The 22,761-nt window shown below is 62.5% G+C and carries 22 protein-coding genes; 13 read left to right on the top strand and 9 right to left on the bottom strand.

Annotated elements, in window-relative coordinates:
- Window positions 1-11: 11 nt before the first annotated feature.
- From H7847_RS06550 to H7847_RS06530, 5 genes are all read right to left on the bottom strand, one after another.
- Window positions 12-2,978, bottom strand: a complete 2,967-nt coding sequence (locus H7847_RS06550) for a formate dehydrogenase subunit alpha (RefSeq protein WP_227268591.1) — start codon at window positions 2,976-2,978, stop codon at window positions 12-14.
- 99 nt (window positions 2,979-3,077) lie between these two features.
- Complete coding sequence (locus H7847_RS06545; protein WP_227268590.1) at window positions 3,078-3,269, bottom strand: twin-arginine translocation pathway signal protein; 192 nt, start codon at window positions 3,267-3,269, stop codon at window positions 3,078-3,080.
- Window positions 3,270-3,319: 50 nt separating this feature from the next.
- Window positions 3,320-3,928, bottom strand: a complete 609-nt coding sequence (locus tag H7847_RS06540; RefSeq protein WP_227268589.1) for a TorD/DmsD family molecular chaperone — start codon at window positions 3,926-3,928, stop codon at window positions 3,320-3,322.
- Window positions 3,925-4,536, bottom strand: coding sequence for a DUF3306 domain-containing protein (locus H7847_RS06535; RefSeq protein ID WP_227268588.1), 612 nt, complete (start codon window positions 4,534-4,536; stop codon window positions 3,925-3,927). Before H7847_RS06535 ends, H7847_RS06540 begins: the two co-directional genes overlap by 4 nt.
- Entirely contained in the window at window positions 4,533-5,057 is a 525-nt protein-coding gene (locus H7847_RS06530; RefSeq protein WP_227268587.1) for a DUF3305 domain-containing protein, read from the bottom strand. Before H7847_RS06530 ends, H7847_RS06535 begins: the two co-directional genes overlap by 4 nt.
- A 378-nt stretch (window positions 5,058-5,435) precedes the next feature.
- Between H7847_RS06530 and H7847_RS06525 the strand changes: the two genes are divergently transcribed.
- The 5 genes from H7847_RS06525 (at window position 5,436) to H7847_RS06505 (ending at window position 9,988) form a co-directional block, all read left to right on the top strand.
- Window positions 5,436-7,391 (top strand): 4Fe-4S binding protein, encoded by a 1,956-nt coding sequence (locus H7847_RS06525; protein WP_227268586.1) that lies wholly within the window; start codon window positions 5,436-5,438, stop codon window positions 7,389-7,391.
- Between the two features lie 125 nt (window positions 7,392-7,516).
- Window positions 7,517-7,717 (top strand): DUF6494 family protein, encoded by a 201-nt coding sequence (locus H7847_RS06520; protein ID WP_227268585.1) that lies wholly within the window; start codon window positions 7,517-7,519, stop codon window positions 7,715-7,717.
- Window positions 7,714-8,781, top strand: coding sequence for an Mrp/NBP35 family ATP-binding protein (locus H7847_RS06515; protein WP_227268584.1), 1,068 nt, complete (start codon window positions 7,714-7,716; stop codon window positions 8,779-8,781). The genes H7847_RS06520 and H7847_RS06515 overlap by 4 nt, the downstream gene beginning before the upstream one ends.
- Entirely contained in the window at window positions 8,778-9,497 is a 720-nt protein-coding gene (locus tag H7847_RS06510; protein ID WP_227268583.1) for a biotin/lipoate--protein ligase family protein, read from the top strand. Before H7847_RS06515 ends, H7847_RS06510 begins: the two co-directional genes overlap by 4 nt.
- Window positions 9,494-9,988: a DUF6505 family protein gene (locus tag H7847_RS06505; protein ID WP_227268582.1), complete on the top strand. Its 495-nt coding sequence runs from the start codon at window positions 9,494-9,496 to the stop codon at window positions 9,986-9,988. Before H7847_RS06510 ends, H7847_RS06505 begins: the two co-directional genes overlap by 4 nt.
- Window positions 9,989-9,991: 3 nt before the next feature.
- Here H7847_RS06505 and H7847_RS06500 read toward each other — a convergent pair whose 3' ends face one another.
- Genes H7847_RS06500 through H7847_RS06490 form a run of 3 tightly spaced genes read right to left on the bottom strand, consistent with a single transcriptional unit; the run spans window position 9,992 to window position 12,209 of the window.
- Window positions 9,992-10,798, bottom strand: coding sequence for a substrate-binding domain-containing protein (locus H7847_RS06500; protein ID WP_227268581.1), 807 nt, complete (start codon window positions 10,796-10,798; stop codon window positions 9,992-9,994).
- Window positions 10,795-11,511, bottom strand: coding sequence for an ABC transporter ATP-binding protein (locus H7847_RS06495; protein WP_227268712.1), 717 nt, complete (start codon window positions 11,509-11,511; stop codon window positions 10,795-10,797). The genes H7847_RS06500 and H7847_RS06495 overlap by 4 nt, the downstream gene beginning before the upstream one ends.
- Window positions 11,505-12,209 (bottom strand): ABC transporter permease, encoded by a 705-nt coding sequence (locus H7847_RS06490; RefSeq protein ID WP_227268580.1) that lies wholly within the window; start codon window positions 12,207-12,209, stop codon window positions 11,505-11,507. The genes H7847_RS06495 and H7847_RS06490 overlap by 7 nt, the downstream gene beginning before the upstream one ends.
- Before the next feature lie 256 nt (window positions 12,210-12,465).
- Here H7847_RS06490 and H7847_RS06485 point away from each other — a divergent pair, with 256 nt between their 5' ends.
- The 8 genes from H7847_RS06485 to H7847_RS06450 all read left to right on the top strand — a co-directional run bounded on the left by H7847_RS06485 (window position 12,466) and on the right by H7847_RS06450 (window position 22,040).
- Window positions 12,466-13,296: an arsenate reductase/protein-tyrosine-phosphatase family protein gene (locus H7847_RS06485; protein ID WP_227268579.1), complete on the top strand. Its 831-nt coding sequence runs from the start codon at window positions 12,466-12,468 to the stop codon at window positions 13,294-13,296.
- On the top strand, window positions 13,293-14,291 hold the full coding sequence (locus tag H7847_RS06480; protein ID WP_227268578.1) for an ArsJ-associated glyceraldehyde-3-phosphate dehydrogenase: 999 nt from the start codon (window positions 13,293-13,295) through the stop codon (window positions 14,289-14,291). Before H7847_RS06485 ends, H7847_RS06480 begins: the two co-directional genes overlap by 4 nt.
- Window positions 14,288-15,544, top strand: a complete 1,257-nt coding sequence (arsJ, locus tag H7847_RS06475; RefSeq protein WP_227268577.1) for an organoarsenical effux MFS transporter ArsJ — start codon at window positions 14,288-14,290, stop codon at window positions 15,542-15,544. The genes H7847_RS06480 and arsJ overlap by 4 nt, the downstream gene beginning before the upstream one ends.
- 46 nt (window positions 15,545-15,590) lie before the next feature.
- Window positions 15,591-16,364: a molybdate ABC transporter substrate-binding protein gene (modA, locus tag H7847_RS06470; protein WP_227268576.1), complete on the top strand. Its 774-nt coding sequence runs from the start codon at window positions 15,591-15,593 to the stop codon at window positions 16,362-16,364.
- Between the two features lie 8 nt (window positions 16,365-16,372).
- Window positions 16,373-17,065, top strand: a complete 693-nt coding sequence (modB, locus tag H7847_RS06465) for a molybdate ABC transporter permease subunit (RefSeq protein WP_227268575.1) — start codon at window positions 16,373-16,375, stop codon at window positions 17,063-17,065.
- Entirely contained in the window at window positions 17,062-18,156 is a 1,095-nt protein-coding gene (gene modC / locus H7847_RS06460) for a molybdenum ABC transporter ATP-binding protein (RefSeq protein WP_227268574.1), read from the top strand. The genes modB and modC overlap by 4 nt, the downstream gene beginning before the upstream one ends.
- Window positions 18,157-18,243: 87 nt before the next feature.
- A complete protein-coding gene (locus H7847_RS06455; RefSeq protein WP_227268573.1) occupies window positions 18,244-20,334 on the top strand; it encodes a hydantoinase/oxoprolinase family protein in 2,091 nt (696 codons plus the stop codon).
- Window positions 20,331-22,040 carry a hydantoinase B/oxoprolinase family protein gene (locus H7847_RS06450; protein WP_227268572.1) on the top strand — a complete coding sequence of 570 codons (1,710 nt, stop codon included), beginning with the start codon at window positions 20,331-20,333 and terminating at the stop codon, window positions 22,038-22,040. The genes H7847_RS06455 and H7847_RS06450 overlap by 4 nt, the downstream gene beginning before the upstream one ends.
- 18 nt (window positions 22,041-22,058) lie before the next feature.
- Here the strand turns inward: H7847_RS06450 and H7847_RS06445 are convergent, their stop codons facing one another.
- Window positions 22,059-22,727, bottom strand: a complete 669-nt coding sequence (locus H7847_RS06445; RefSeq protein ID WP_227268571.1) for a D-lyxose/D-mannose family sugar isomerase — start codon at window positions 22,725-22,727, stop codon at window positions 22,059-22,061.
- Between the last annotated feature and the right edge of the window lie 34 nt (window positions 22,728-22,761).

The following is a 22,761-nucleotide window of genomic DNA, read 5'->3' as shown; positions in this document are numbered from 1 at the left end:
TCGTATCTCCCTTATGCTGCCCAGATTTTGCAAAGAGTCGCTTTGGTCTCTTGCATCTGGGTTACGCTGTCATAGCCATAGGTTTGCGCGGTGTTACAGGATTCCCCAAGTACGTAGGGGTCAGCACCTTCGGGGTATTTGTCCCTCAGATCAACACCTTCCATGTGGCCACCGAAGTGGAAGGGCATAAAGGCAACCCCCGCCTCGACCCGCTCGGTGACCATGGCCATAACCTTGACCTTGCCGCCCTCGGGGCCTTCGACCCAGACCTGTTCGCCATCACGAATGCCGAGGTTGTTGGCGTCGCGGGTGTTGACCTCGACGAACATATCCTGCTGCAATTCCGCCAGCCAGGAGTTCGACCGGGTCTCGTCGCCGCCGCCTTCATATTCGACCAAGCGGCCAGAGGTCAGAATGATCGGATACTCCGCCGAGAAATCCTGATCCTGGATCGACTTGTACATTGTCGGCAAACGCCAGAACTGCTTGTCCTCGTAAGTCGGATAATCCGCCACCAGATCACGCCGGTTGCTGTAGAGCGGCTCGCGGTGCACGGGCACTGGATCGGGGAAGGTCCAGACAACCGCGCGCGCCTTGGCGTTGCCGAAGGGCGCACAGCCATGCTTGATCGCAACGCGCTGGATGCCGCCCGTCAGATCGGTTTTCCAGTTCACCCCGCCGACTTTGGCTGCATAGTCTGACGGCAAGTCGCCCTGTTGCGAGGTCTCGCCGACTTCCTCCGTCCCCGGACGGGTATCGGCGAGCCCCGAGACCCACTCGATCATCCGCCGTTCGTAGGGCGTAAGATCGCTGTCCCAGCCCAGATCGATCAGCATCTGCATGGTGAACTCTGGGTAGCCGTCCTGGATATCCGCCCCGGGGTTGGAGACCCCCTCGGCCAGCAGGTTGTCCCCGTCACGCTCCACACCGAAGCGGGCGCGGAAGGCGAGCCCACCCTCGGCGACAGGCATCGACATATCGTAAAGGTTTGCCGTACCTGGATGGTTCATCTCGGGCGTGCCCCAGCAGGGCCATGGCATGCCGTAGAAATCGCCATCCGCCGGGCCGCCGACGGCCCGCAGCGTCGTGCGATCAAAGGTGTGCTGATTGGCCATGTGCAGCTTCAGCCGCTCGGGGCTTTGGCCGGTGTAGCCGATGGTCCACATACCTTTGTTGAACTCGCGGGTGATATCTTCGATCACCGGCTCGTCCCCCTCAAAGGTAATGGTGCGGAAGAGCTTGTCGTGAAAGCCGAATTTCTCCGCCAGCATCGAGATGATGGTGTGGTCCGGTTTCGATTCAAAGAGCGGTTCGACCACCTGCTCGCGCCACTGGATCGAGCGGTTGGAGGCCGTCACCGATCCGCGTGTCTCGAACTGGGTACAGGCGGGCAGCAGGTAGACACCATCGGTCCGGTCCTGCATCACCGCAGAAACCGTCGGATAGGGGTCGATCACCACCATCAGGTCGAGCTTTTCCATCGCCGTCTTCATCTCTTTCTGACGGGTCTGGGAGTTCGGCGCATGACCCCAGAGCACCATGGCGCGGGTGTTGTCGGGCTGATCGATGTTTTCGGCATCCTCCAGCACGCCGTCGATCCAACGCGACACCGGGATGCCCGTGAGGTTCATCATCGACTTGCCGTCGAACTCCTCTTTCGAAAAGCGGCTCTTGAGCCAATCAAGATCCTCTTCCCAGACCCGGGCCCAATGCGCCCAGGCGCCTTCGGAAAGGCCGTAGTATCCCGGCAACGTATCGGCCAGAACGCCGAGATCCGTTGCGCCCTGCACGTTGTCGTGGCCGCGGAAGATGTTCGTACCGCCTCCGGCGACACCCATATTGCCCAAGGCAAGCTGCAGCACGCAATAAGCGCGCGTGTTGTTGTTGCCATTGGTGTGCTGGGTGCCCCCCATGCACCAGATCACGGTGCCGGGGCGGTTGTTGACCAGCGTGCGCGCCACGCGCTTGAGCTGGCTGCCGGGCGCGCCGGTGACGCGTTCAACCTCATCGGGCGTCCACTTGGCCACCTCTTTCTTGATTTCATCCATGCCCCAGACGCGGGTGCGGATGAATTCCTTGTCTTCCCAGCCATTCTCGAAGATGTGGTAGAGGATGCCCCAGACCAGCGCGACGTCCGTGCCCGGACGGAAGCGCACATATTCATCCGCATGGGCCGCCGTGCGGGTAAAGCGCGGATCGCAGACGATGAGCGGCGCGTTGTTCTGCTCCTTGGCCTTCAGCATGTGCAGCAGCGACACGGGGTGCGCTTCGGCTGGGTTGCCGCCAATGAGGAACATCGCCTTGGAATTGTGCATGTCGTTATAGCTGTTGGTCATGGCGCCGTAGCCCCATGTGTTAGCCACCCCGGCCACCGTGGTGGAATGACAGATCCGTGCCTGGTGGTCGACGTTGTTGGTGCCCCAATAGGCGGCAAACTTGCGGAAGAGATAGGCCTGTTCGTTGTTGTGCTTGGCAGAGCCCAGCCAATAGACGGAATCCGGGCCGCTTTCCTCGCGGATCTGCATCATCTTGTCGCCGACCTCGTCGATGGCCTGCTCCCAGGAGATGCGGACCCACTCGCCGTTCTCTTTCTTCATCGGGTACTTGAGACGCCGCTCGCCGTGGGCGTGCTCGCGCACCGCAGCCCCTTTGGCGCAATGCGCGCCAAGGTTAAAGGGACTGTCCCAGCCGGGTTCCTGCCCGGTCCAAACGCCATTGGCGACCTCGGCGATGACCGTGCAGCCGACCGAACAGTGTGTGCAGACCGTTTTCAAGGTCTCGACCGCACCGCTGACCGCGGTTGCCGCAGAGGCTTGAGTGACAGCGCCGCCGGTTGCGGAGATGGCGGCCAGACCACCGATGGCAAGGCCCGAGCCCCGCAGAAACGCGCGACGGTCGACGGATTTTGATGACACATTCGCGAGAATGCTGCTGCGTCCCGCGCGTTGACCGACCGAGTTGGTCTTTTTTCTTAGCATGTTTTCCTCCCTTGCTGCCCCCGATGAGGTGGCTGGGTTAATGATTTGTTTCTTAAGGTCCGAAGCGGGATAGAGACGCCGCGCCTGGGGGGTGTTCTGTCAGAAACGCGTACTTTCGAGATACGCACGGGTATGGGCGGTGTCCTGCATCTTGTCGGAGCTCAGGTCAGGCTCTGCCGCCTCTGCACCACCGGTGCCTGCGGCCACCACCGCGACCGCTGCCGGCGCGGCAGTGCCCGCCAGTTTGAGAAAATCACGACGGCTTGCTTCGCCTTCTGTCTTTCTTGCCATTTTTAGTCCCTTTCATCTTTTAAGACTGCATCCCGCCTGGTTCGTGCAGGTCAGCCTGCTGTCATGCGAAATGCTTCGCGTTCAATTGTCATGAATTCACGTCCGACCGCGCCGACCGAGGCGTAGAAGATCGAGGCCTTCGCCGCCTCCAGATCGGTGTAGAAATGCGTGGCCCAGGGCGCGATGTGGTTGTTGAAAAACGTCTTTTGCCGGTCCAGATCCGCGAAAGACCCAAAGCGGCCCACGATCAGACCGCCCATGGTTTCCATCAGCGCGGCCATGCTGTCTTCGGGCTCAAAGACGTTGTCCGCGCGGGTCACCTGCAGGGCCGCCATGTCCTGCCGCAACCGTGCCAGCGGTTTCTCATTCAAGAAGCCGGTCAGATAATAGCTGGCATAGGGCAGCAGCTCGCCCCGCCCCAGCCCGATGAAGAGCGCGTTGAATTCCCGCTCGACCGCCCTGGGCTTGCTGGCTTTCGCCACGCGCGCCAGCCCGGAGATCGCCTGCCCCAGCGGGCTGTCATCGCCGCTCAGATCAGCGGTTTGCGCCAGCAACATCTCGTCTGCGGGACGCGCGAGCAAAAGCCCCAGAAAGTTGTAAAGGTCGGCGCGCAGGCGGTCTTCGCTGGCCACGTCCGTGATCTCGGCGGGGGCGGTCATGTCGTTGCCTCCTCAAACCGAAAACGCATTTTGCGCGGGGCGGGATCAACCGGGTCACTCTCCGTCGGTTCCGGGTCTGCGGTGCGCGCGACATCTGCCGCGGCGGTTTGCGCGTCCTTCAAGGTCTCCTGCGAACGGGTCACCGCAGATTTACCGCCTTCTGCCACGCCCAGCGTGTCGGTATCACCGGCTTCAACAGCCGATGCCAAGCGCTCCATCTCCTCGATATGGGCCATCATCCCCTTGCCCACTTGGTATGCCGTCTTGATCGGTTCATTCAGCAGCGTTGCAGCACGGTAGTCGTCGTCATAATCGTTCAGCCCGTCGACGCAGGCCAGAACGGGATTGCTGCGCCACAACGTGCGCAGCGCCTGCCGCCGCAGATGCTCGGGCACTTCGCGAGACATGAAGCCGGCAAAATCATCGCCCTGTTTCAAAGACGCAGGATCAGGCAGCCCCATTTCGGCAAGCACTTCAGCGTCGTCTTTCTCCGCCAAAGCCTCGGCGCGCGCTGTCTCTTGTGCCGCGCGCGCGGCCTGAGCGTCAGCGGCAGCTTCAGCTTCCACCGCAGCACGCCTGCGGACCCAGAAGGATGCCGGTGCCGTCACTCTGCCGCCTCCTGCCGTGTCGCCGTGGGGGCGCGGTAGACGTCGGTGGTCTGCGAAATCCGGCTGTCACCGATCCCGTTGTCCTTGCGCGTCAGGTCTTCCTTGTTGCGCCGCCGCTTGACAAAGGGCTCTTCCACGTGAAGGCGCGCCACATAGTCCTGCACCCAGGCCAGCAGCGCGTCCGGCATTGCCACTTTCTCGACGATCTCCTCGCCGGAATCGCAATAGTCCTGAGCCTCGTAGGGCGACACTGTGACATGCATGACCTCAAGCCCTGTCTCCGCAGAGGTATCGCTGGCACGCAGAACGACGTAGACGGAAGGAACCCGTGCGCCCAACTCATGCGCGTAGGCTTCCGTATCAGAAACATAGAGCCAAAGGTCACGGGTGGCTGCGTGGTAATCGCAAGCCTCCCCATCAGACCGCAGCAGCTTCCAATCAGCATCTGCGGCGCCGGGAAGCACCGCAACGGCCTTCCAACTCCATTTTGCCCAACGGGTAACGCCGGGCAATCTTCTCATGACGACCCCCAACCGCAAAGACTGGGAACCCGGGTAGGTTTTGGTCAAAAGGTAACCTCGCACTGTTCCTTTGTGGTTCCTACCCTACCAAATCAGCCTCAAGATCAAAGGAAAATTTCGCATACGCCGGTACACATCTGAAGTGATAATTCTGACTGTTTTACTTTGTATTCAATCAAATGCATGAAAACATTAACAATTGCCAGCTGTGCATTGGCGGAGGTTTTTTCCCCTTGCGAGGTTCTAGCTCTGTCCCGCGATGCAAGTTGTCGAAAAGGTTGACGAATCCGGTTTACGAAGGGGCGCATTCCTGAATACCTATGCAGCGGCACCTGCAGCCAGAGCGGCAAAGACCAGTGCCGCGCGGAGGGGAAGAGGATGACCAAGAAACTGATTTTGTGTGATTGTCTGGGCAGCCAGCAGCTCGATGCATCAGCCATCGAGGCCGCAACCGGCCTGTCCTGCGGCACCGTCCTGACCGATGCCTGCGGCACACAGATCGAAAAAACCGCCGCACAGCTGAAAGAGGGCGACGTCATCATTGCCTGTCGGCAGCAGGCCGGTCTCTTTGCGGATCTGGCCGCAGAGATCGGGGCCGACCCCGCAGGGTTTGTAGATATCCGCGACCGCGCGGGCTGGACCGCGCCGGGCCAGGACCCAAGCGCCAAGATGGCAGCCCTTGCCGCCGAGGCCACTTTGGAAATCCCCTCCGAAAAGACATTCGATATCGTCTCGCAGGGCAGCTGCCTTGTCATCGGGGACAGCGATGCGGCCCTGAATGCCGCGACCGAGCTTGCCGGCACGCTGGCTGTCACCCTGCTCGTCTCGCGCCCGCCGGAGGTTGCACAGCCCTCCGGTGTTGAGATCGTCTCGGGACGGCTGGCGCGCGCGCATGGTACTCTGGGGCAATTCAGCTTGCGGATCGACGGGTTCCAGCAGATCATCGCGGGTGGCCGTGGCGCTGCCAACTGGACCGCGGCGCGCGACGGGGCGATGTCGGACTGCGATATCATTCTGGATCTCTCGGGGGGCAGCGCCCTGTTCCCTGCCCCGGAAAAGCGCGACGGCTACCTGCGGGCAGACCCCGGCAGCACTCCGGCGGTGGCAAAGGGCGTATTCGCGGCGGCCCAGCTGATCGGCACCTTTGAAAAACCGCTCTATGTGCGTCTCGAGGAATCGCTCTGCGCCCATTCCCGCGCCGAACAGCCGGCCTGTTCAAAATGCCTCGACATCTGCCCGACCGGTGCCATCACCTCGGCGGGGGATCACGTGGCAATAGACCCGATGATCTGCGCCGGCTGTGGGGCCTGCGCCGCCTTGTGTCCGTCAGGGGCGATCACCTATGACGCCCCGCCGGTCAGCACGGTCTTCGCCCGGCTTCACAAACTGGCAAGCGTCTACCGTCAGGCGGGCGGTACGGCACCGCGGCTGCTGGTGCATGACGAGACCTTCGGGGATGAGATGATCTCGCTCAGCGCGCGCCATGGGCGCGGGCTCCCGGCGGATGTGATCCCGCTGAGCGTCTCGGCCCTTGCCGGGTTTGGCCATGCGGAAATGCTGGCCGCCCTGGCCTGCGGATTTGCGCAGGTCGACATCCTGCTGGCCCCCAAAACTGAACGCGATGTCCTCGCCAGCGAAGCCACGCTCGCCCAGGCGATTTCGGGAACGCAATCCCTGCGCCTTCTGGACCTGCAGGACCCGGACGCGTTGTCAGACGCGCTTTACGAGGCGGAGACCGCAGCCCCCCTGGCAGAGCCGGTCCTGCCCATCGGCAGCCGGCGTCAGGTGACGCGACTGGCGGCCAAGGCGCTCCAGCCGCAGGCGGAATTCGTGGCCCTGCCCGACGCGGCCCCCTATGGCGCGATTGCCGTCGATCAGGATGCCTGTACGCTCTGCCTGTCTTGCGTGTCGCTCTGCCCCTCCGGCGCGTTGGGCGACAATCCCGACAACCCGCAACTGCGGTTTCAGGAAGACGCCTGCCTGCAATGCGGACTTTGCAGCAATATCTGCCCAGAGCAGGCGATCACGCTGGTGCCGCAGCTCAACCTGACCGACGATGCCTTTACCCAGAAAGTCATGCATGAAGAGGAGCCGTTCCCCTGCATTGAATGCGGTGTGCTCTTTGGCGTGAAATCGACCGTTGAGCGGATCACAGAAAAGCTGGCGGGCAACCACGCGATGTTCTCCAGCCCGGAGACGATCCGCATGATCCAGATGTGCGACAATTGCCGCATACAGGCCCAGTATCATGCCACCGACAACCCCTTTGCCAGCAAAGACAGACCCCGCGTGCGCACCACCGATGACTATCTCAGCAAACGCAAGGATCACTAGAGGCGAGCCCCAAAGCACAGAGGCAGGGGCGTTCCCTCTCGGGCTCTGCGGCACCCCGCCTATTTTCCCGGCCCTGGGCCCCACATAAATCACTGTCAATTTCGAACCCATCAAGGAGAGATCGAATGAACGAAGACTTCAACATGTCCATGCGCAAATTCCTCAAGCAGGTCGGCGTCACCTCTCAACAGGCGATCGAAGAGGCCATGCGCAATGCCGGTGAAACCGAGGGCAAAACCTTTGAGGCCAAAGTTGTCCTGACCATTGACGGGCTCGAGCTGGAGCATGTCGTGACCGGCCAGATCAACGGTGCAGCAGACGCATGAGCATCACCCGGGACGCCGTGCTGACGGCGTTGAAAACAGTCACCGACCCGATCTCCGACACGGATATCGTGGCCGCCGGGCTGGTCAAGGCGCTGACGGTTGGCGAGGACGGGGCGGTGCGTTTCGTGATGGAAGTGCCTGCCTCGCAGGCCGACGCCTACCAGACGGTCAAAGCAGCCGCCGAAACGGCGCTGGCCCAGGCCGGGGTTGCGACGGCGCAGGTTCTGCTGACCGCGCATAGCACCCCCGCGCCGCCGCCCGATCTCAAGCCGCAACGGGCCTCGACCCCCTCCGGCCCTCAGAAGGTTGCCGGCATCGACCACATCATTGCGATTGCCTCCGGCAAAGGTGGCGTGGGCAAATCGACGCTATCGGCCAATCTCGCCTGTGCGCTGACCGCGGAAGGGCGGCGCGTGGGCCTGCTCGATGCGGATGTCTACGGGCCCTCTCAGCCGCGGATGCTGGGGGTCTCGGGCCGCCCTGCCTCCCCCGATGGCAAGACCATCCTGCCGATGCGCAACTTCGGGGTCACGATGATGTCCATCGGGCTCATGACAAACGACGACCAGGCCACCGTCTGGCGCGGTCCGATGCTGATGGGGGCGCTCCAGCAGATGATGACGCAGGTGCAATGGGGGGCGCTGGATGTGCTGATTGTCGACCTGCCGCCGGGCACGGGCGACGTGCAGATGACGCTAGCCCAGAAATTCCATGTGGACGGGGCCGTCGTGGTCTCCACCCCGCAGGATGTGGCCTTGCTGGATGCGCGCAAGGGCATCGACATGTTCAACCAGCTCGGCACCCCGATCCTGGGGATGATCGAAAACATGTCCACGCACATCTGCTCCAACTGCGGCCACGAGGAGCATGTCTTCGGGCATGGCGGCGTGGCGGCGGAGGCGAAAAAGATCGGCGTGCCGCTGCTGGCAGAGATCCCCCTGCATCTCGACATACGCCTGGCCGCCGATGGCGGCGCCCCGATTGTCGTCTCCAAACCCGAAAGCCCGCAGGCCGCCGCGTTCCGTGCGGTGGCCAAAGAGCTGATCGCGCTTGGAAAAGCATGAGCCATCTGAGCCTGCCACCGCTGTTTCACGGCCAGCCCACGGACGGCGCTGACCCTTTTGCGGCGGCCTGCCGACAGGCCCGCGCGGGGTGTGATGCGGGGCTGATGACCTACGATCTGCGCCCCGACATCCTGCGTGCCGCGGTGGTTTTCGCGCCGGACGTGCCCTTGCGGGAGGCCGCGATCATGCTGCCGCTCTGCGGGATCGGCTTTCAGAATGCGCTGGGAGCGCTGGCCCCGCCGGAAGTCAGCGTGCATCTGGACTGGGCGGGACCGTTGCGGATCAATGGCGCGGTTGCAGGGCGGCTTTGCATGGCGGCCGCCCCCCGCGACCCGGCACAGACACCGGACTGGCTGGTGGTGAGCCTGACCCTTGCGCTCTGGCCCGCCGCCGAAGAGACCGGTCTGACGCCAGATGTCACAGCCCTCTTTTCCGAAGGCTGCGCGGATGTGCAGGCCCCCGATCTGCTGGAGGCCTGGGTCCGGCACACGCTGGTGTGGATCAACCGCTGGAGCGATGAGGGCCCGCGCCCGATCCACAGCGAATGGAGCGGGCTCGCCCATGGTCTGAAAGAAACCACAGAGGTCGCCGGGCGCAAAGGCACCTTCACCGGTATCGACGAAAACCTCGGAATGATCTTGCAGTCAGACAGCGGCACGACGATCATTCCGCTGACGGACCTGCTGACGACTGACCTGCAGAGGGAGGCCCCATGAAACTGGCGCGCGCAATTCATTTCGACGAGAGCGACACCCGTGTGTTCCACAGCCCCGCACGCACCGGGGAATGGTGCATCTCGGGCGGGTTCGAGTTTTCCAACTGGTCCGAAGGCGATCTGGCCGGCAAGGCAAAGCAGGCCTTTGCCAACGGCTGGATGGGGCTTGAGACGTTCGGGCGCACCACCTTTGTCGCGGTGGCCCAGATCGAACCCTTCGAACGCGAGGCGCTGGCGGCCTCACTCGCTCAGCACTTTGTGACGATCTACGGCGCCCCGTCGGTCGAGGCCGCAATGGGCACGGCTCTGGAAGAAGTCGATCAGATGATCGCGCTCTGCGAAGATCACGCGCCCAACACCCTGCTCACGGTCACGCGCGAGCTGACCGAGGCGGGTGTCAAGGAAGGCTACCGCATGATCCAACCCCAGGACGCCGGGATCGAGCAGTTCGCCGTGCATGGGTCATTGGACGACGACCCGCACCAGCACTGAAGCCTATCGGGGTTGGGCGTTGAAGGTGAAGAGTGTCTCGCCGTTGATCTGGTAGCTGTTGATAAGCTCTGCCGCGCGCGGGCTGGTCAGCCAGGTTTCGAGCTTCACTGCCAGATCATTGCGCACATGGGGGTGTTTTTCGGGGTTCACCGCCAGAAAGGCATATTGGTTAAAGAGCGCGGGATCCCCCGAAAACAACAGTGCGAGGTCGGCCTTGTTGCCAAAGTTCAGCCAGCTCGCCCGATCCGCGAGAATATAGGCGTCAAGGCCCGCAGCCGTATTCAGGCTCGCCCCCATGCCCGACCCAACGGCCCGGTACCAGTCGGCGAATTCCGCAGGATCGAGCCCGGCACTTTCCCAAAGCGACAGCTCCATCTTGTGGGTGCCGCTGTCATCGCCGCGGCTGACAAAGGGCGGCGCTGTCCCCGCGATCTTTTGCAACGCGACAACGGCAGAAGAGGACGACGCAATCTCTGCCGGATCAGCCGCAGGACCGATGAACACAAAATCATTATACATGATCTCGCGCCGGTAGGTCCCGTAGCCCTCTTCGACAAACTTCTCTTCCGCAGCGCGTGAATGCACCAGAATCGCATCGACGTCGCCGGCCTGCCCCAGCCGCAGGGCCTGACCGGTCCCGACAACCAGCAACTGGACGTCCAGGCCGATGTCTTCCTTGATCGCGGGCAAGAGAACCTCCGAGAGACCGGAGTTTTCAAATGATGTTGTCACCGCCAGCTTGATGTCTTCGCTCAACGCCGTGGTGGCGATGAAAATGGCGGCCACCGAGGCCAGTACACGTGTCATCATGCGATGATATCCCCCCTGAAAAATGCCTGTAGTTCCGAAGTTTGCGGCGCATCGAAAAACGCCTCCGCCGGAGCTGCTTCTTTGATACATCCATGCAGCATGAATATCGCATCGGTCGCAAGTCTTTTGGCTTGTCCAAGATCATGTGTCGTCATGATGATGCGGGTCCCGGCCTGTTGTGCCTCCTCCAGCAGTCTTTCGATGTCCCGTGTGGAAGCCCCGTCAAGATTGGCACAGGGCTCATCCAGAAACAGCACTTCCGGTCGCCTGATCAGCGCGCGCGCCAGCGCCAGTCTCTGTTTCTCGCCCCCCGACAGACGGGTGGCTGACAGCTTCAGCAAGTCCTGCAGCCCGATCCTGCTGGCCCAGTCGGCGACACAGGTCTCGACCGTATCGCGGGGAGTCTTGCGCAGTTGCAGCGGGTACCGCAGGTTATCCGCCACCGACCGGCGCAGCATGATGGGGGTCTGGAACACATAGCTTTGATGGTGCTGGGCTTGCTCATCCGGGACAGCCCACCGCACGCGTCCGGCACTGACCCGCTCCACCCCATGCATGACTTTCAGCAGGGTGGTCTTGCCGCTGCCGTTCGGACCGACAATGATGGTCAGACCACCTTCGGACAGGGTCATCGACACAGGTCCCAAAAGTCGCTTGCCTTTGCGAAGGACGCTCACGTCTTCCAGTCTAAGAGGCAGGATCGTGGTCACCAGCGCCCCTCGCGTTCAGTCCGCGACAGCCAATGGATACAGATGTTCACGCCGATGGCCAAGGCAATCAGCACAAATCCAAGCGCCAGCGCCAGCGCGAAATCCCCCTTGCCCGTCTCCAGCGCGATGGCCGTCGTCAGGACCCGTGTGGCATTGTCGATATTGCCACCCACGATCATGATCGCGCCGACCTCTCCGATGCCGCGCCCAAAACCTGCAAGCGCCGCGGTCAGCAGATTGCGTCGCCCGTCCCAGATCAGCGTTCTGATCCGCTGCGCAGCCGAGGTGTTCAGCGAGATCAGCAGATCGTGGTATTCGGCCCAAAGCTCCCGCATTGCCTGATGGGTGATCGAGGCAATCAGCGGCGTGATGATAATCACCTGTGCAATCACCATGGCCGTTGGCGTAAACAGTAGCCCCAGAACGCCAAACGGGCCGGATCGCGACAACAGGATGTAAACGATCAGCCCGACAACAACCGGGGGCAGCCCCATCAGCGCATTGAGCACGGAAATCGCCAGGCGCCGGTACCGGAACCGCCGGATGGCAAGGAAGGTGCCAAAGGGCAGCGCGATGGCACAGGCAATGACAAGGGCCGTCAGACTGACCTGAAGCGACCGCAGGCTGATTTGCAGAAGTTCAGGGTCAAGCGTGACAACCAGCCAGAACGCCGCAGACAGCCCTTCGAAAATATCACTCATCTGGTCCGGTCAGCCCATGATCGCGTCGTTCGCGCGAGCGTATGATAACCCCCCTCCGGGTGCAATCGCCGGATGCTGATTTTTGGGCAGCAGTCAGGACGGTTCTGCTGGCCCATGGCGCTTCGAAGCTCTGCGACACCAGGCGTCAGGGTCGGCCATTTCCACCGAACTTTGTCCAGGCCCGCTGCTTTGTGAAGTTTTTGTAAACAGGCAGCCGAGGTATTGATCCGATCATTAATTCATATATTCATGAATTATGGAATCAGATGCGCTTCTCAAACTTTCGGCACTCAGCCATCCGCAAAGGCTGGCGCTTTTCCGGCTTCTCGTTCGGCGCTTTCCCGACGAGGTGCCTGCCGGTGAAATCGCCGCTGCCCTGGGCTACAAGACCAATACCACGTCGGTCTATCTCGGCACCCTGCTGAACGCATCTCTGATCCGGAAAAGACGCAAAGCCACCTCGCTGCTGTATCAGGCCGATCTGGAGAGCACGGGCGATCTGCTGCACTATCTGTTCAGCGATTGCTGCCGCGACCGGATTGACCTGCCCCACATGCGGGTCGGATATGAGCAGTGCAACCGACCGGCGTCGGTGCTTTTTGCCTGCACCGGTAACTCCGCGCGGTCGATCTGCGCCGAGGTGCTGGCGCGCGAAATCCTGCCCCCCGCCATGGCCGTTCATTCCGCGGGAACCGATCCAGCCGAGGCACCGAACCCGTTGATGCTGGAGGTGCTGCGGGAAAAGGGCCATGAAATCAACGGCGTCACCTGCAAGGATATCACCCTCTATCAGCAGGACGAGGCCCCCGGAATGATGGCCGTTATCACCCTCTGTGACAGAGCGGCAAACGAAGATTGCCCTGCCTGGTCTGGCCGCCCCTTGAACACCCACTGGGGGCTTGAAGACCCCGCCGAGGTTCAAGGGTCGCGCGCGCACCGCCGGGCAGCTTTTGAACACACCTATCAAACCCTGCAGGACAAGATCAGCAGATTTGCAAAGCTGGATTTGCAGTCCTTGCCGCGCCCAGCCTTGCAGGCCGCGCTGGATCAGATCGGCTGCGCTGAACCCATGAAAGTGACCCTATGACCGTTTTTGCCCTCAATGGCCTTGGCCGCATCGGAAAACTCGCCCTGAAGCCGCTGCTGGAGAGCGGTGCCAAGCTGGCCTGGATCAACGATGCGGTCGGCGATCCGGCGATGCACGCACATTTGTTGGAGTTTGATACGGTCCACGGTCGCTGGAACGCCGATTTCAGTGCGGACACCTCGTCAATCACAATAAACGGCACCAAGCTGCCGGTCCATGGCGAAACGGCGCTGCAGACTCTGCCGCTTGACGGTGTGGACGTGGTCATCGACTGCACCGGGGCGTTCAAGTCCGAAGCCGCGCTCGCCCCCTATTTCGACAAGGGCGTCAAAAAAGTTGTGATCTCCGCGCCGGTCAAGGACGGCCCGACGGCAAACATTGTCTACGGTGTGAACGACGCGATATATGATCCCGCGCGGCACAACATCGTCACGGCGGCAAGCTGCACGACCAATTGCCTCGCCCCGGTGGTTAAGGTGGTGCATGAAGGCATTGGCATAAAACACGGATCAATAACGACAATTCATGATGTCACAAACACTCAGACGATTGTTGACCGCCCCGCGAAAGACTTGCGGCGTGCGCGCTCTGCGCTGAACTCTCTGATCCCGACCACCACCGGCAGCGCCACCGCGATCACGCTGATCTACCCGGAGCTCAAAGGCCGCCTGAACGGCCATGCGGTGCGTGTGCCCTTGCTGAACGCCTCGCTGACGGATTGTGTGTTCGAACTCGACCGCGCCACCACAGCCGAAGAGGTCAACGCGCTTTTCGAGGCCGCCGCCAATGGCCCGCTGAAAGGCATACTGGGGTATGAGACCCGCCCGCTGGTCAGCACGGACTACACCAATGACCCGCGCTCCGCCATCGTCGATGCGCCCTCGACGATGGTGGTGAACGGCACGCATCTCAAGGTCTATGCCTGGTACGATAACGAATGGGGTTATGCGCACCGTCTGGTAGATGTGGCGCATCTTGTCGGTCGCAGCCTGTGAGCCAGGATCGTGGCCTTGCGGCCTATATCGCTGTGACGGTCGCCTATTGGGCGTTCATGCTCACCGATGGCGCGCTGCGCATGCTGGTGCTGTTGCACTTTCACGGGTTGGGCTTTTCGCCGGTGCAACTGGCCTACCTCTTTGTGCTCTACGAGGTGGCCGGGATCGTCACCAACCTCAGTGCGGGCTGGATTGCCGCGCGGTTTGGCCTCACCTCCACGCTCTTTGCCGGTCTGGGGTTACAGATCATCGCTCTGGGCATGCTGACGCAGCTCGACCCGACCTGGGCCATCGGGGCCTCCGTGGTCTTCGTCATGCTGGTGCAGGGGCTCTCCGGTGTCGCCAAGGACCTCTCGAAAATGAGCGCGAAATCCGCGGTCAAGATTCTCGCACCGGGCGCGCAGGGCGGGCTGTTCAAATGGGTGGCTGTGCTGACGGGCTCCAAGAATGCGGTCAAGGGGATCGGTTTTCTGCTGGGGGCGGTCCTGCTGGGCGTCTTCGGGTTCACCGCAGCGATCCTTCTGATGGGCGGTTTTCTGGCCCTCATCCTGGGGGTGCTTTGGCTGCGCCTGCCGCCGGGGCTGCCTGCCGGGCGCAAATCCGCCAAATTCAGCGACGTGTTTTCGAAAGACCCCAACGTCAACTGGCTGAGCTTTGGGCGCGTGTTTCTCTTTGGCGCGCGAGATGTGTGGTTCGTGGTTGGCATCCCGATTTACTTTTACGCCGTCCTCTCTGACGGCACCGAGGCGGGAAATCGCACGGCCTTCTTTCTGATTGGCAGCTTCATGGCACTGTGGATCATCCTCTACGGGGCGGTCCAGGCCAGCGCGCCAAGGCTTCTCGCGGCAGACCGGCGCGATCTTGCAGCACTCATCCGTGATGCGCAGCTCTGGGGCACGGGCCTTATCGCGATCCCTGCCCTGCTTGCGATTGCGGTCACGGTTGCACAGCAGCCCACGCCGGCGCTGACACTGCTTTTGGTGGGCGGGCTCTTGGTGTTCGGCGCGCTCTTTGCGGTCAATTCCTCCCTGCATTCCTACCTGATCCTGGCCTTCACGTCTGATCGGCGGGTGACGATGGATGTGGGGTTTTACTATATGGCCAATGCAGCAGGTCGCCTGTTGGGCACCGTGCTGTCGGGAGCCAGCTACCAGATCGGCGGGCTGCCGCTCTGCCTTGCGACAGCTGCCATCCTGCTGTGCCTGAACGTTGTCGGTGTGGCGCGGCTGGAGGCGAAACCCGCAGCGGCCTGACCGGCCAGCCCTTGCGCATCCTGCGCCGCTGCGGGAATACTGCGCCATGAGGTTTTGGTCCCCGCTCAAACAACTGTTGCTGGCTGTCCCCATAACGCTGTGTCTGGCCGTCAGCGCCGGGGCCGGACAACTCACCGTTTTTGCCGCCGCCAGTCTGAAAGAGGCCGTCGACGACATCGCACGGCAGTTCACCCAAAGCACCGGGTACCGGGTCGTGACCTCATATGCCGGCTCCTCGACCCTCGCCCGCCAGATCGAATACGGCGCGCCGGCAGATGTTTTCATCTCCGCCAACGCAGACTGGATGGACAGGTTGGAGGTCGCAGGCCTTATCGATCCTGCAACCCGTTTTGACCTCGTGGGCAACCGATTGGTCCTGATTGCACCTGCAAATGCCGCCCCCGTCGCTCTGACCTCTTCGCTTGATTTAGCCGGCCTGTTGCAGGGCGGCAAATTGGCCATGGCGCTGACAGAGGCGGTGCCTGCTGGCATATATGGCAAGGCCGCGCTTGAAAACCTCGGACTGTGGTCCGAGGTCGAGGCGGATGTAGTGGAGACGGACAACGTCCGCATGGCACTGGCCCTGGTCGCCTTGCGCGCGGCCCCTCTCGGGGTCGTCTATGCGACGGACGCCGCGGCTGAACCAAAGGTCACCGTACGGGGGGTTTTCCCCCAGGAAACGCACCCCGAGATCGTCTATCCGGCCGCAAAAACACAGCAGGCCACAGAGCCTCAGGCCACCGCCTTTCTTGACTATCTGCGCAGCGACACCGCAGATAAGGTGTTTGAAAGCTACGGCTTTCTGGTGGACGCGGAGTAGGCATCGCAATGGACTGGCTCAGCCCCGAAGAATGGAGCGCCGTGGCGCTGTCGCTGCGCGTGGCCTTCTGGGCCACCCTGTTCAGCCTGCCCTTTGCGCTTTGGACGGCCCATCTGCTGGCGCGGTGTGCCTTTCCCGGCAAGCAGCTTTTCAACGGGCTGGTGCATTTGCCGCTGATCCTGCCCCCCGTGGTCACGGGGTATCTGTTGCTGGTGACTTTTAATATTGAGGCCCCGATCGGCCAGGCGCTGTCACAGCTGGGGATCGTCTTTGCCTTTCGCTGGACGGGAGCGGCTTTGGCAGCGGCGATCATGGCGTTTCCGCTGATGGTCCGGGCGATCCGCCTCTCCATCGAAGCCGTTGATCCCAAGCTGGAAGAAGCCGCCGCTACCCTGGGGGCCTCAAAACTCTGGGTCTATCTGACCGTGACCCTGCCGATGATCTTGCCCGGTATCCTGGCGGGCAGCATTCTGGCATTTGCCAAAGCCATGGGAGAGTTCGGGGCCACCATCACCTTTGTCTCCAACATCCCCGGTCAGACGCAGACCCTGCCCTCGGCCATCTACGCGTTCTTGCAGATTCCAGGCGCGGAGGGCTCGGCCTTCAGGCTGGTCGTGATCTCGGTGGTGATCGCCATGGGCGCGCTTTTGCTGTCAGAAGCCTTGTCGCGTCGTATCGCCCACAGGATTGGCAGCACATGAGCTTCAGCGTCACCCTGCAGCACCGTTTTGACGGCTTTACGCTCGAGGCGCAGTTCGAGGCACCCAAGGGCATTACCATGCTCTATGGGCGCTCGGGATCCGGCAAGACCACGATTGTGAACGCGCTGGCGGGCTTGCTGAGACCCGATGCCGGGCGCATCAGCAGCGAAGACTGGGTGATGTTCGACGCTGCGGCGGGGGTGTTCCTGCCCCCCGACAAGCGGCGTGTGGGGTACATCTTTCAGGAAGGCCGGCTCTTTCCGCATCTGAGCGTGCGCCAGAACCTGAAATACGGCGCGTGGTTTGCCCCCAAGGACGCCCCGCGCGAAGCGTTCGACCGGATTGTGGACATGCTTGGCATCGCGCCCTTGCTGGATCGGCGTCCGGGGCGGTTGTCGGGCGGCGAAAAGCAGCGGGTGGCAATTGGGCGCGCCCTTTTGGCCAGCCCGCGCCTGATCCTCGCGGATGAACCCCTGGCCGCCCTCGATGACGCGCGCAAAGAAGAAATACTGCCTTATTTCGAGCGGCTGCGGGACGCGCTGGAAATTCCGATCCTCTATGTCAGCCATGCAGGCTCCGAAGTGGCCCGGCTGGCCACGACACTTGTGGTGCTGGAAAACGGGCGCGTGATCCGCCAGGGCCCGGCCGCTGAGGTGCTGAGCGACCCCGATGTGACCCCGATGGGGGCAAGCGCTGCGGGCGTGATGCTCCATGCGACGATCACGGCGCAGCACGCCGACGGGATTACCGAAGTCACGGCAGGCCGCGTGCCCCTGCTTTTACCGCAGGTGGGATATCCGGTCGGGACCGACCTGCGCATCCGCATCGAGGCGCAAGACGTGATGATTGCAACGGAACGGCCCAGAGCGATCTCCGCGTTGAATGTGTTGCCGGCAACGGTCGCGGCCCTTCGGATGGGGGCCGGTCCGGGCGCGCTGGCCCAGCTCAGAGCGGGCGACAATCTGCTGCTGGCGCGGATCACGCGACGGTCGGTGTCAGCCCTTGATCTGGAGGAAGGCAAGGAGGTTTTTGCCGTGCTCAAGGCCGTCTCCATTCCCAGAACCGCCATCGGCGATCAAAGGGGCACCTAGGCCCGTGGCGCTCCCCGCGCAGAAACGGCTGGTACTTGGCCCGTTACCAGACATAAATTGCACTGGAACGGGTGTAGGAAAGAGCGCATGACAGCCAGCAAGCCACGTCTTGGCGTCGACATTGGCGGCACCTTTACCGATGTCGTGCTGGAATGCGGCGGCGCGGCCTTCTCGACCAAAGTGCTGACAACCTATGGCGCGCCCGAGGACGCCATCATCGATGGCCTGCAACAGGTCTGCGCCGCGGCCGGCATCGGCACCGAAGAGATCGGACAGATCATTCACGGCACCACGCTGGCCACCAACGCGCTCATTGAACGGCGCGGGGCCAAAACCGCGCTCATCACGACCCGGGGTTTTCGCGATGTCATCGAAATGCGCACCGAAAGCCGGTTCGAACAATACGATCTGAACCTGGTGCTGCCGGAACCGCTGCTGCCGCGCCAGTGTCGCTATACCGTCGACGAGCGTCTGGATGCGCAGGGTCAGGTTTTGCGTCCTCTCGCGCGTGACGACATCGAAGCGCTGGTGGATCGCCTTGCCCCAGCGCACTATGAGAGCATCGCGGTGGGCCTGATCCATTCCTATCTCAACAACAGCCACGAAAAACAGATCCGTGAGGTCCTGACCGACCGCCTGCCCGGTGTCTCGGTCTCCCTGTCGTGCGAAGTCAGCCCGCAGATGCGCGAATACGAACGCTTCAACACGGTCGTGGCCAATGCCTACATCAAGCCGTTGATGAATTCCTACCTGGGACGGTTGGAAGACCGTCTCAGAACCGAAGGCGTGCAGTGCAAGGTCTTCCTGATGCACTCGGGCGGCGGCATCATCTCGTTGCAAAGTGCGGCTGAATTTCCGGTTCGGCTGGTCGAATCCGGCCCTGCGGGAGGGGCCGTCTTTGCAGCCCATGTCGCGGCCCGGCACGGATTGGACAAGGTGCTGAGCTTTGACATGGGCGGCACCACCGCCAAGATCTGCCTGATCAAGGACCAAAACCCCAAGACATCCCGCGTCTTTGAGGTGGCACGCAGCTACCGGTTCAAGAAAGGCTCCGGCATGCCGATCTCGATCCCGGTGATCGACATGGTGGAAATCGGTGCAGGCGGTGGATCGCTGGCGCATGTGGATGCGCTGCGTCAGATCCGGGTGGGGCCGGCCTCGGCAGGCTCGGAACCCGGCCCGGCCTGCTATGGCCGCGGCGGCGACAAACCTGCCGTGACAGATGCAGATCTGGTGCTGGGCAAGCTCGATCCCGCAGCCTTCGCCGGGGGCACCATCCAGCTCGATCCCGGTGCCTCCGAGGTCGCCCTTCAGACCCACCTTGGCAGCCCGCTTGGGATGCAGGCACCCGACGCCGCCTTTGGTCTGGCCGAGGTGGTCGACGAGAACATGGCCAATGCCGCCCGGGTACATGCAGTCGAAAATGGCGAAGACCTGAGCGACTATACGATGATCGCCTTTGGCGGCGCCGCCCCGCTTCATGCGGGACGCTTGTGCGAGAAACTCGGTGTGTCGCGCCTTTTGGTGCCGCCCGGGGCCGGGGTCGGCTCTGCCATCGGATTTCTGCGCGCACCTTTCAGTTTTGAGGCAACCCGGTCGGTCTATATGCGGCTCTCGACGTTTGAGGCGCAGACCATCAAATCCTTGCTCGCGGAGCTTGAGGCCGATGCCATCCGCTTTGTAGAGACCTGCGACCCGCAGGGGGATATTGACAGCGCCTTCAAGGTCTATATGCGCTATACCGGTCAGGGATGGGAAATCCCCGTGACCCTCGAGCGCGCCCAGGCGAACGACCCCGATCCCGCCACCTTCAAAGCGCTTTTCGAAACGGAATATGCCAAGCTCTTCAGCAGAGCCGTCGCCGGGCTCGATATCGAGATTACCCTGTGGTCGGTCAATGCCACAACCCGACCCGACCCGGTGGACCCGGTCCTGCCCGTGCCCGACAGCGGGGCGGTGCCGGTCGAGATCCACCGACCGATATTCGATCCGGCCAGCGGTGCGTACAGACAAAGCGCCGTGGTGCCGCGAAAAGCGCTGAAGACCGGCCAAAGACTTCAGGGGCCTGCGGCACTTGTCGAGGATGAGACAACCATCATCGTCCCGGCAGGCCGCCAGGCGTGCTGTCAGCCGGACGGCAGCATTGATCTGACGCCCTGTAAGGAGACCGCCTCATGACCAAGGGTTCGATGACTGTTTCCTATCAGGTGATGTGGAACCGGCTGATCTCGGTTGTAGAGGAACAGGCACAGGCGCTGGTGCGGACGGCGTTCTCCACATCGGTGCGCGAAGCGGGCGACCTCTCGGCCGGGGTCTATGACCCGCAAGGCCGGATGCTCGCGCAGGCCGTGACCGGCACGCCGGGTCATGTGAATGCCATGGCCGACGCGGTGGCGCATTTCATCAGACGGATCGGGCGGGCGAGCATCTGCGAAGGCGATATCTACCTCACCAATGATCCGTGGGAAGGGACAGGCCACCTGCACGACATCACCATGGTCACGCCGTCGTTCTATCGCGGTCGGCTGGTGGGCTTCTTTGCCTGCACCGCGCATGTTGTCGATATCGGCGGGCGCGGGTTTGGCGCGGATGCGGCCAGCGTTTTTGAGGAAGGGCTCTACATTCCGATCATGCGCTTTGCTGACAAGGGCAAGGTGAATGAGACGCTGCTGCACCTCATCCGAGGCAATGTGCGCGAACCCGACCAGCTTGTCGGGGACCTCTATGCCCTGGCCACCTGCAACGATATCGGGCACCGGCGGCTGATCGACATGATCGAAGAATTCGACCTCGATGATCTGCAAGGGATCTCCGGCTTCATTCTTGAACACTCCCGCCAGGCCACGGTGGACCGGATCGCCGCTCTGCCACAGACATCGGCAAGCGGTGAAATGACCGTTGACGGGTTTTCCGCGCCGATCACAATCAAGGTCACGCTCACCATCGAAGCGGACCGGATTGTCACGGATTTTGCAGGATCTTCCGGGCTTGATAAAAAGGGGATCAATTGCCCGCTGGTCTATGCCAAGGCTTATGCCTGCTATGCGTTGAAATGCGCGATCGCCCCGGAAATCCCCAACAATGCAGCCTCGCTTGCGCCGTTCGAGGTGACGGCCCCCGAAAACACCATCGTGCACGCGTTGCACCCGGCCCCCGTGGCGCTCCGCCATATCGTGGGGCATTTTGTCCCCGATGCCGTCTACAACGCGCTGGACAAAATCCTGCCCGATTTGGTGCCCGCAGAGGGCGCTGGATGCCTGTGCAATTTTCAGCTCAGCCTGCGGCCCCGACCTGATGTCGCGACGCCCGCCGATGCCCGACGCGCAGAGGTGCTGACGTTCAATTCCGGCGGGTCAGGGGCCCGGCCAGCCCATGACGGGCTGAACGCCACGGCGTTTCCATCAGGTGTGATGACCATGCCTGTGGAGGTCACCGAACATGCCGGGCCGGTTATCATCTGGCGCAAGGAATTGCGGCCTGATTCCGGCGGTGCCGGGCGGCAGCGTGGCGGCCTCGGGCAATACATGGATGTCGGCGCACGGGCCGGGCATGAGTTTGACTTTCAAGCCATGTTCGACCGCGTCGACCACCCCGCGCGGGGGCGGCGGGGCGGAGAGGCGGGCGCGCCCACAACCATCGCCCAGGACGACGGAGTCCCGATGAAAGGTAAGGGCAAACAGTTCGTGGCCGCAGGCCGCCGCGTGATGCTCGCCCTGCCGGGCGGCGCGGGGTATGGGCCTGCGTCGTCGCGCGACCCTGTCTGCGTGCAGCGCGACCTCGCCCGCGGCTATATCTCGGAAAAGGCTGCCAGAGACATCTACGGTCTGGACGAGGCGCAGATCAAGGCCGCCCAGGACGCAGCGGCCAACGGTCAGGATATCTGAGCCCGCGCCAGTCTCGGCTCAAGGGTAATCGCTGACCAATAGATGGACCGGGGCCTCATCCTCGGTGATCTCGGAGAACCGACCGATGGGCATCTCGAAGATGTTGTCGGTCCGGTCGTCATTCACCGTCGAGACCTCCCCCACCAGACAGTCTGCCTTTTCCGCCCAGAACGCGTGCCAGAGGCCGGGCATCAGGGTCACGCTTTCGCCCGGCGTCAGCCGCAGATGCGCCCCTGCGGGCAGACGGCGCAGGGTGCCGTCGCAAGGCACCACCACCTCCGCGGCGCGATCAATGCCACCGGTCTCATCGGGGCCAAACAGCTCGATCACGAGGTCCCCGCCGCCCCGATTGATAATGTCTTCGGCCTTGACGGTGTGGCGGTGCATCGGTGAAAGCTGGTGGGTGCGGGTTATCATGATCTTTTCGGCATAGAGCATCCCCCGCCCCCTCTGCAGGTCCTCTACCGTGCCGTTGCGGGTGGTGAAGAGAAACAACCCCAGCTCTTCGAAACGCCCCTGCCCGTAGTCGGTAATGTCCCACCCAAGACCGCGCGCGCGGATATCGGCGGCGTCCGGGGCGCGCATCCGCTCGGGCGACCAATAGGCAAAGGGTGGCAGGATATGGCCAAAGCTGCGGATAAACGCATCGCTTTCCTTGAGGATGGCATTGACCTGGGATCGGTTCATCGGCGGGCTCCGGGTGTGCGAAAAGGTGGCGCGG

Source organism: Roseobacter weihaiensis (genome assembly GCF_020622345.1).
Classification (GTDB): Bacteria; Pseudomonadota; Alphaproteobacteria; order Rhodobacterales; family Rhodobacteraceae; genus Roseobacter; species Roseobacter weihaiensis.
The sequence above is the reverse complement of the archived record's forward strand: the minus strand, read 5'-3'. Positions and strand labels throughout refer to the sequence as shown.

Bases quoted from the DNA above. Each gene is read 5' to 3' on its own strand.
- H7847_RS06550 (WP_227268591.1), bottom strand. From the start codon at position 2,978: ATGCTAAGAAAAAAGACCAACTCGGTCGGTCAACGCGCGGGACGCAGC.
- H7847_RS06545 (WP_227268590.1), bottom strand. From the start codon at position 3,269: ATGGCAAGAAAGACAGAAGGCGAAGCAAGCCGTCGTGATTTTCTCAAA.
- H7847_RS06540 (WP_227268589.1), bottom strand. From the start codon at position 3,928: ATGACCGCCCCCGCCGAGATCACGGACGTGGCCAGCGAAGACCGCCTG.
- H7847_RS06530 (WP_227268587.1), bottom strand. From the start codon at position 5,057: ATGAGAAGATTGCCCGGCGTTACCCGTTGGGCAAAATGGAGTTGGAAG.
- H7847_RS06525 (WP_227268586.1), top strand. From the start codon at position 5,436: ATGACCAAGAAACTGATTTTGTGTGATTGTCTGGGCAGCCAGCAGCTC.
- H7847_RS06520 (WP_227268585.1), top strand. From the start codon at position 7,517: ATGAACGAAGACTTCAACATGTCCATGCGCAAATTCCTCAAGCAGGTC.
- H7847_RS06515 (WP_227268584.1), top strand. From the start codon at position 7,714: ATGAGCATCACCCGGGACGCCGTGCTGACGGCGTTGAAAACAGTCACC.
- H7847_RS06510 (WP_227268583.1), top strand. From the start codon at position 8,778: ATGAGCCATCTGAGCCTGCCACCGCTGTTTCACGGCCAGCCCACGGAC.
- H7847_RS06505 (WP_227268582.1), top strand. From the start codon at position 9,494: ATGAAACTGGCGCGCGCAATTCATTTCGACGAGAGCGACACCCGTGTG.
- H7847_RS06500 (WP_227268581.1), bottom strand. From the start codon at position 10,798: ATGATGACACGTGTACTGGCCTCGGTGGCCGCCATTTTCATCGCCACC.
- H7847_RS06490 (WP_227268580.1), bottom strand. From the start codon at position 12,209: ATGAGTGATATTTTCGAAGGGCTGTCTGCGGCGTTCTGGCTGGTTGTC.
- H7847_RS06485 (WP_227268579.1), top strand. From the start codon at position 12,466: ATGGAATCAGATGCGCTTCTCAAACTTTCGGCACTCAGCCATCCGCAA.
- H7847_RS06480 (WP_227268578.1), top strand. From the start codon at position 13,293: ATGACCGTTTTTGCCCTCAATGGCCTTGGCCGCATCGGAAAACTCGCC.
- modA (WP_227268576.1), top strand. From the start codon at position 15,591: ATGAGGTTTTGGTCCCCGCTCAAACAACTGTTGCTGGCTGTCCCCATA.
- modB (WP_227268575.1), top strand. From the start codon at position 16,373: ATGGACTGGCTCAGCCCCGAAGAATGGAGCGCCGTGGCGCTGTCGCTG.
- modC (WP_227268574.1), top strand. From the start codon at position 17,062: ATGAGCTTCAGCGTCACCCTGCAGCACCGTTTTGACGGCTTTACGCTC.
- H7847_RS06455 (WP_227268573.1), top strand. From the start codon at position 18,244: ATGACAGCCAGCAAGCCACGTCTTGGCGTCGACATTGGCGGCACCTTT.
- H7847_RS06450 (WP_227268572.1), top strand. From the start codon at position 20,331: ATGACCAAGGGTTCGATGACTGTTTCCTATCAGGTGATGTGGAACCGG.
- H7847_RS06445 (WP_227268571.1), bottom strand. From the start codon at position 22,727: ATGAACCGATCCCAGGTCAATGCCATCCTCAAGGAAAGCGATGCGTTT.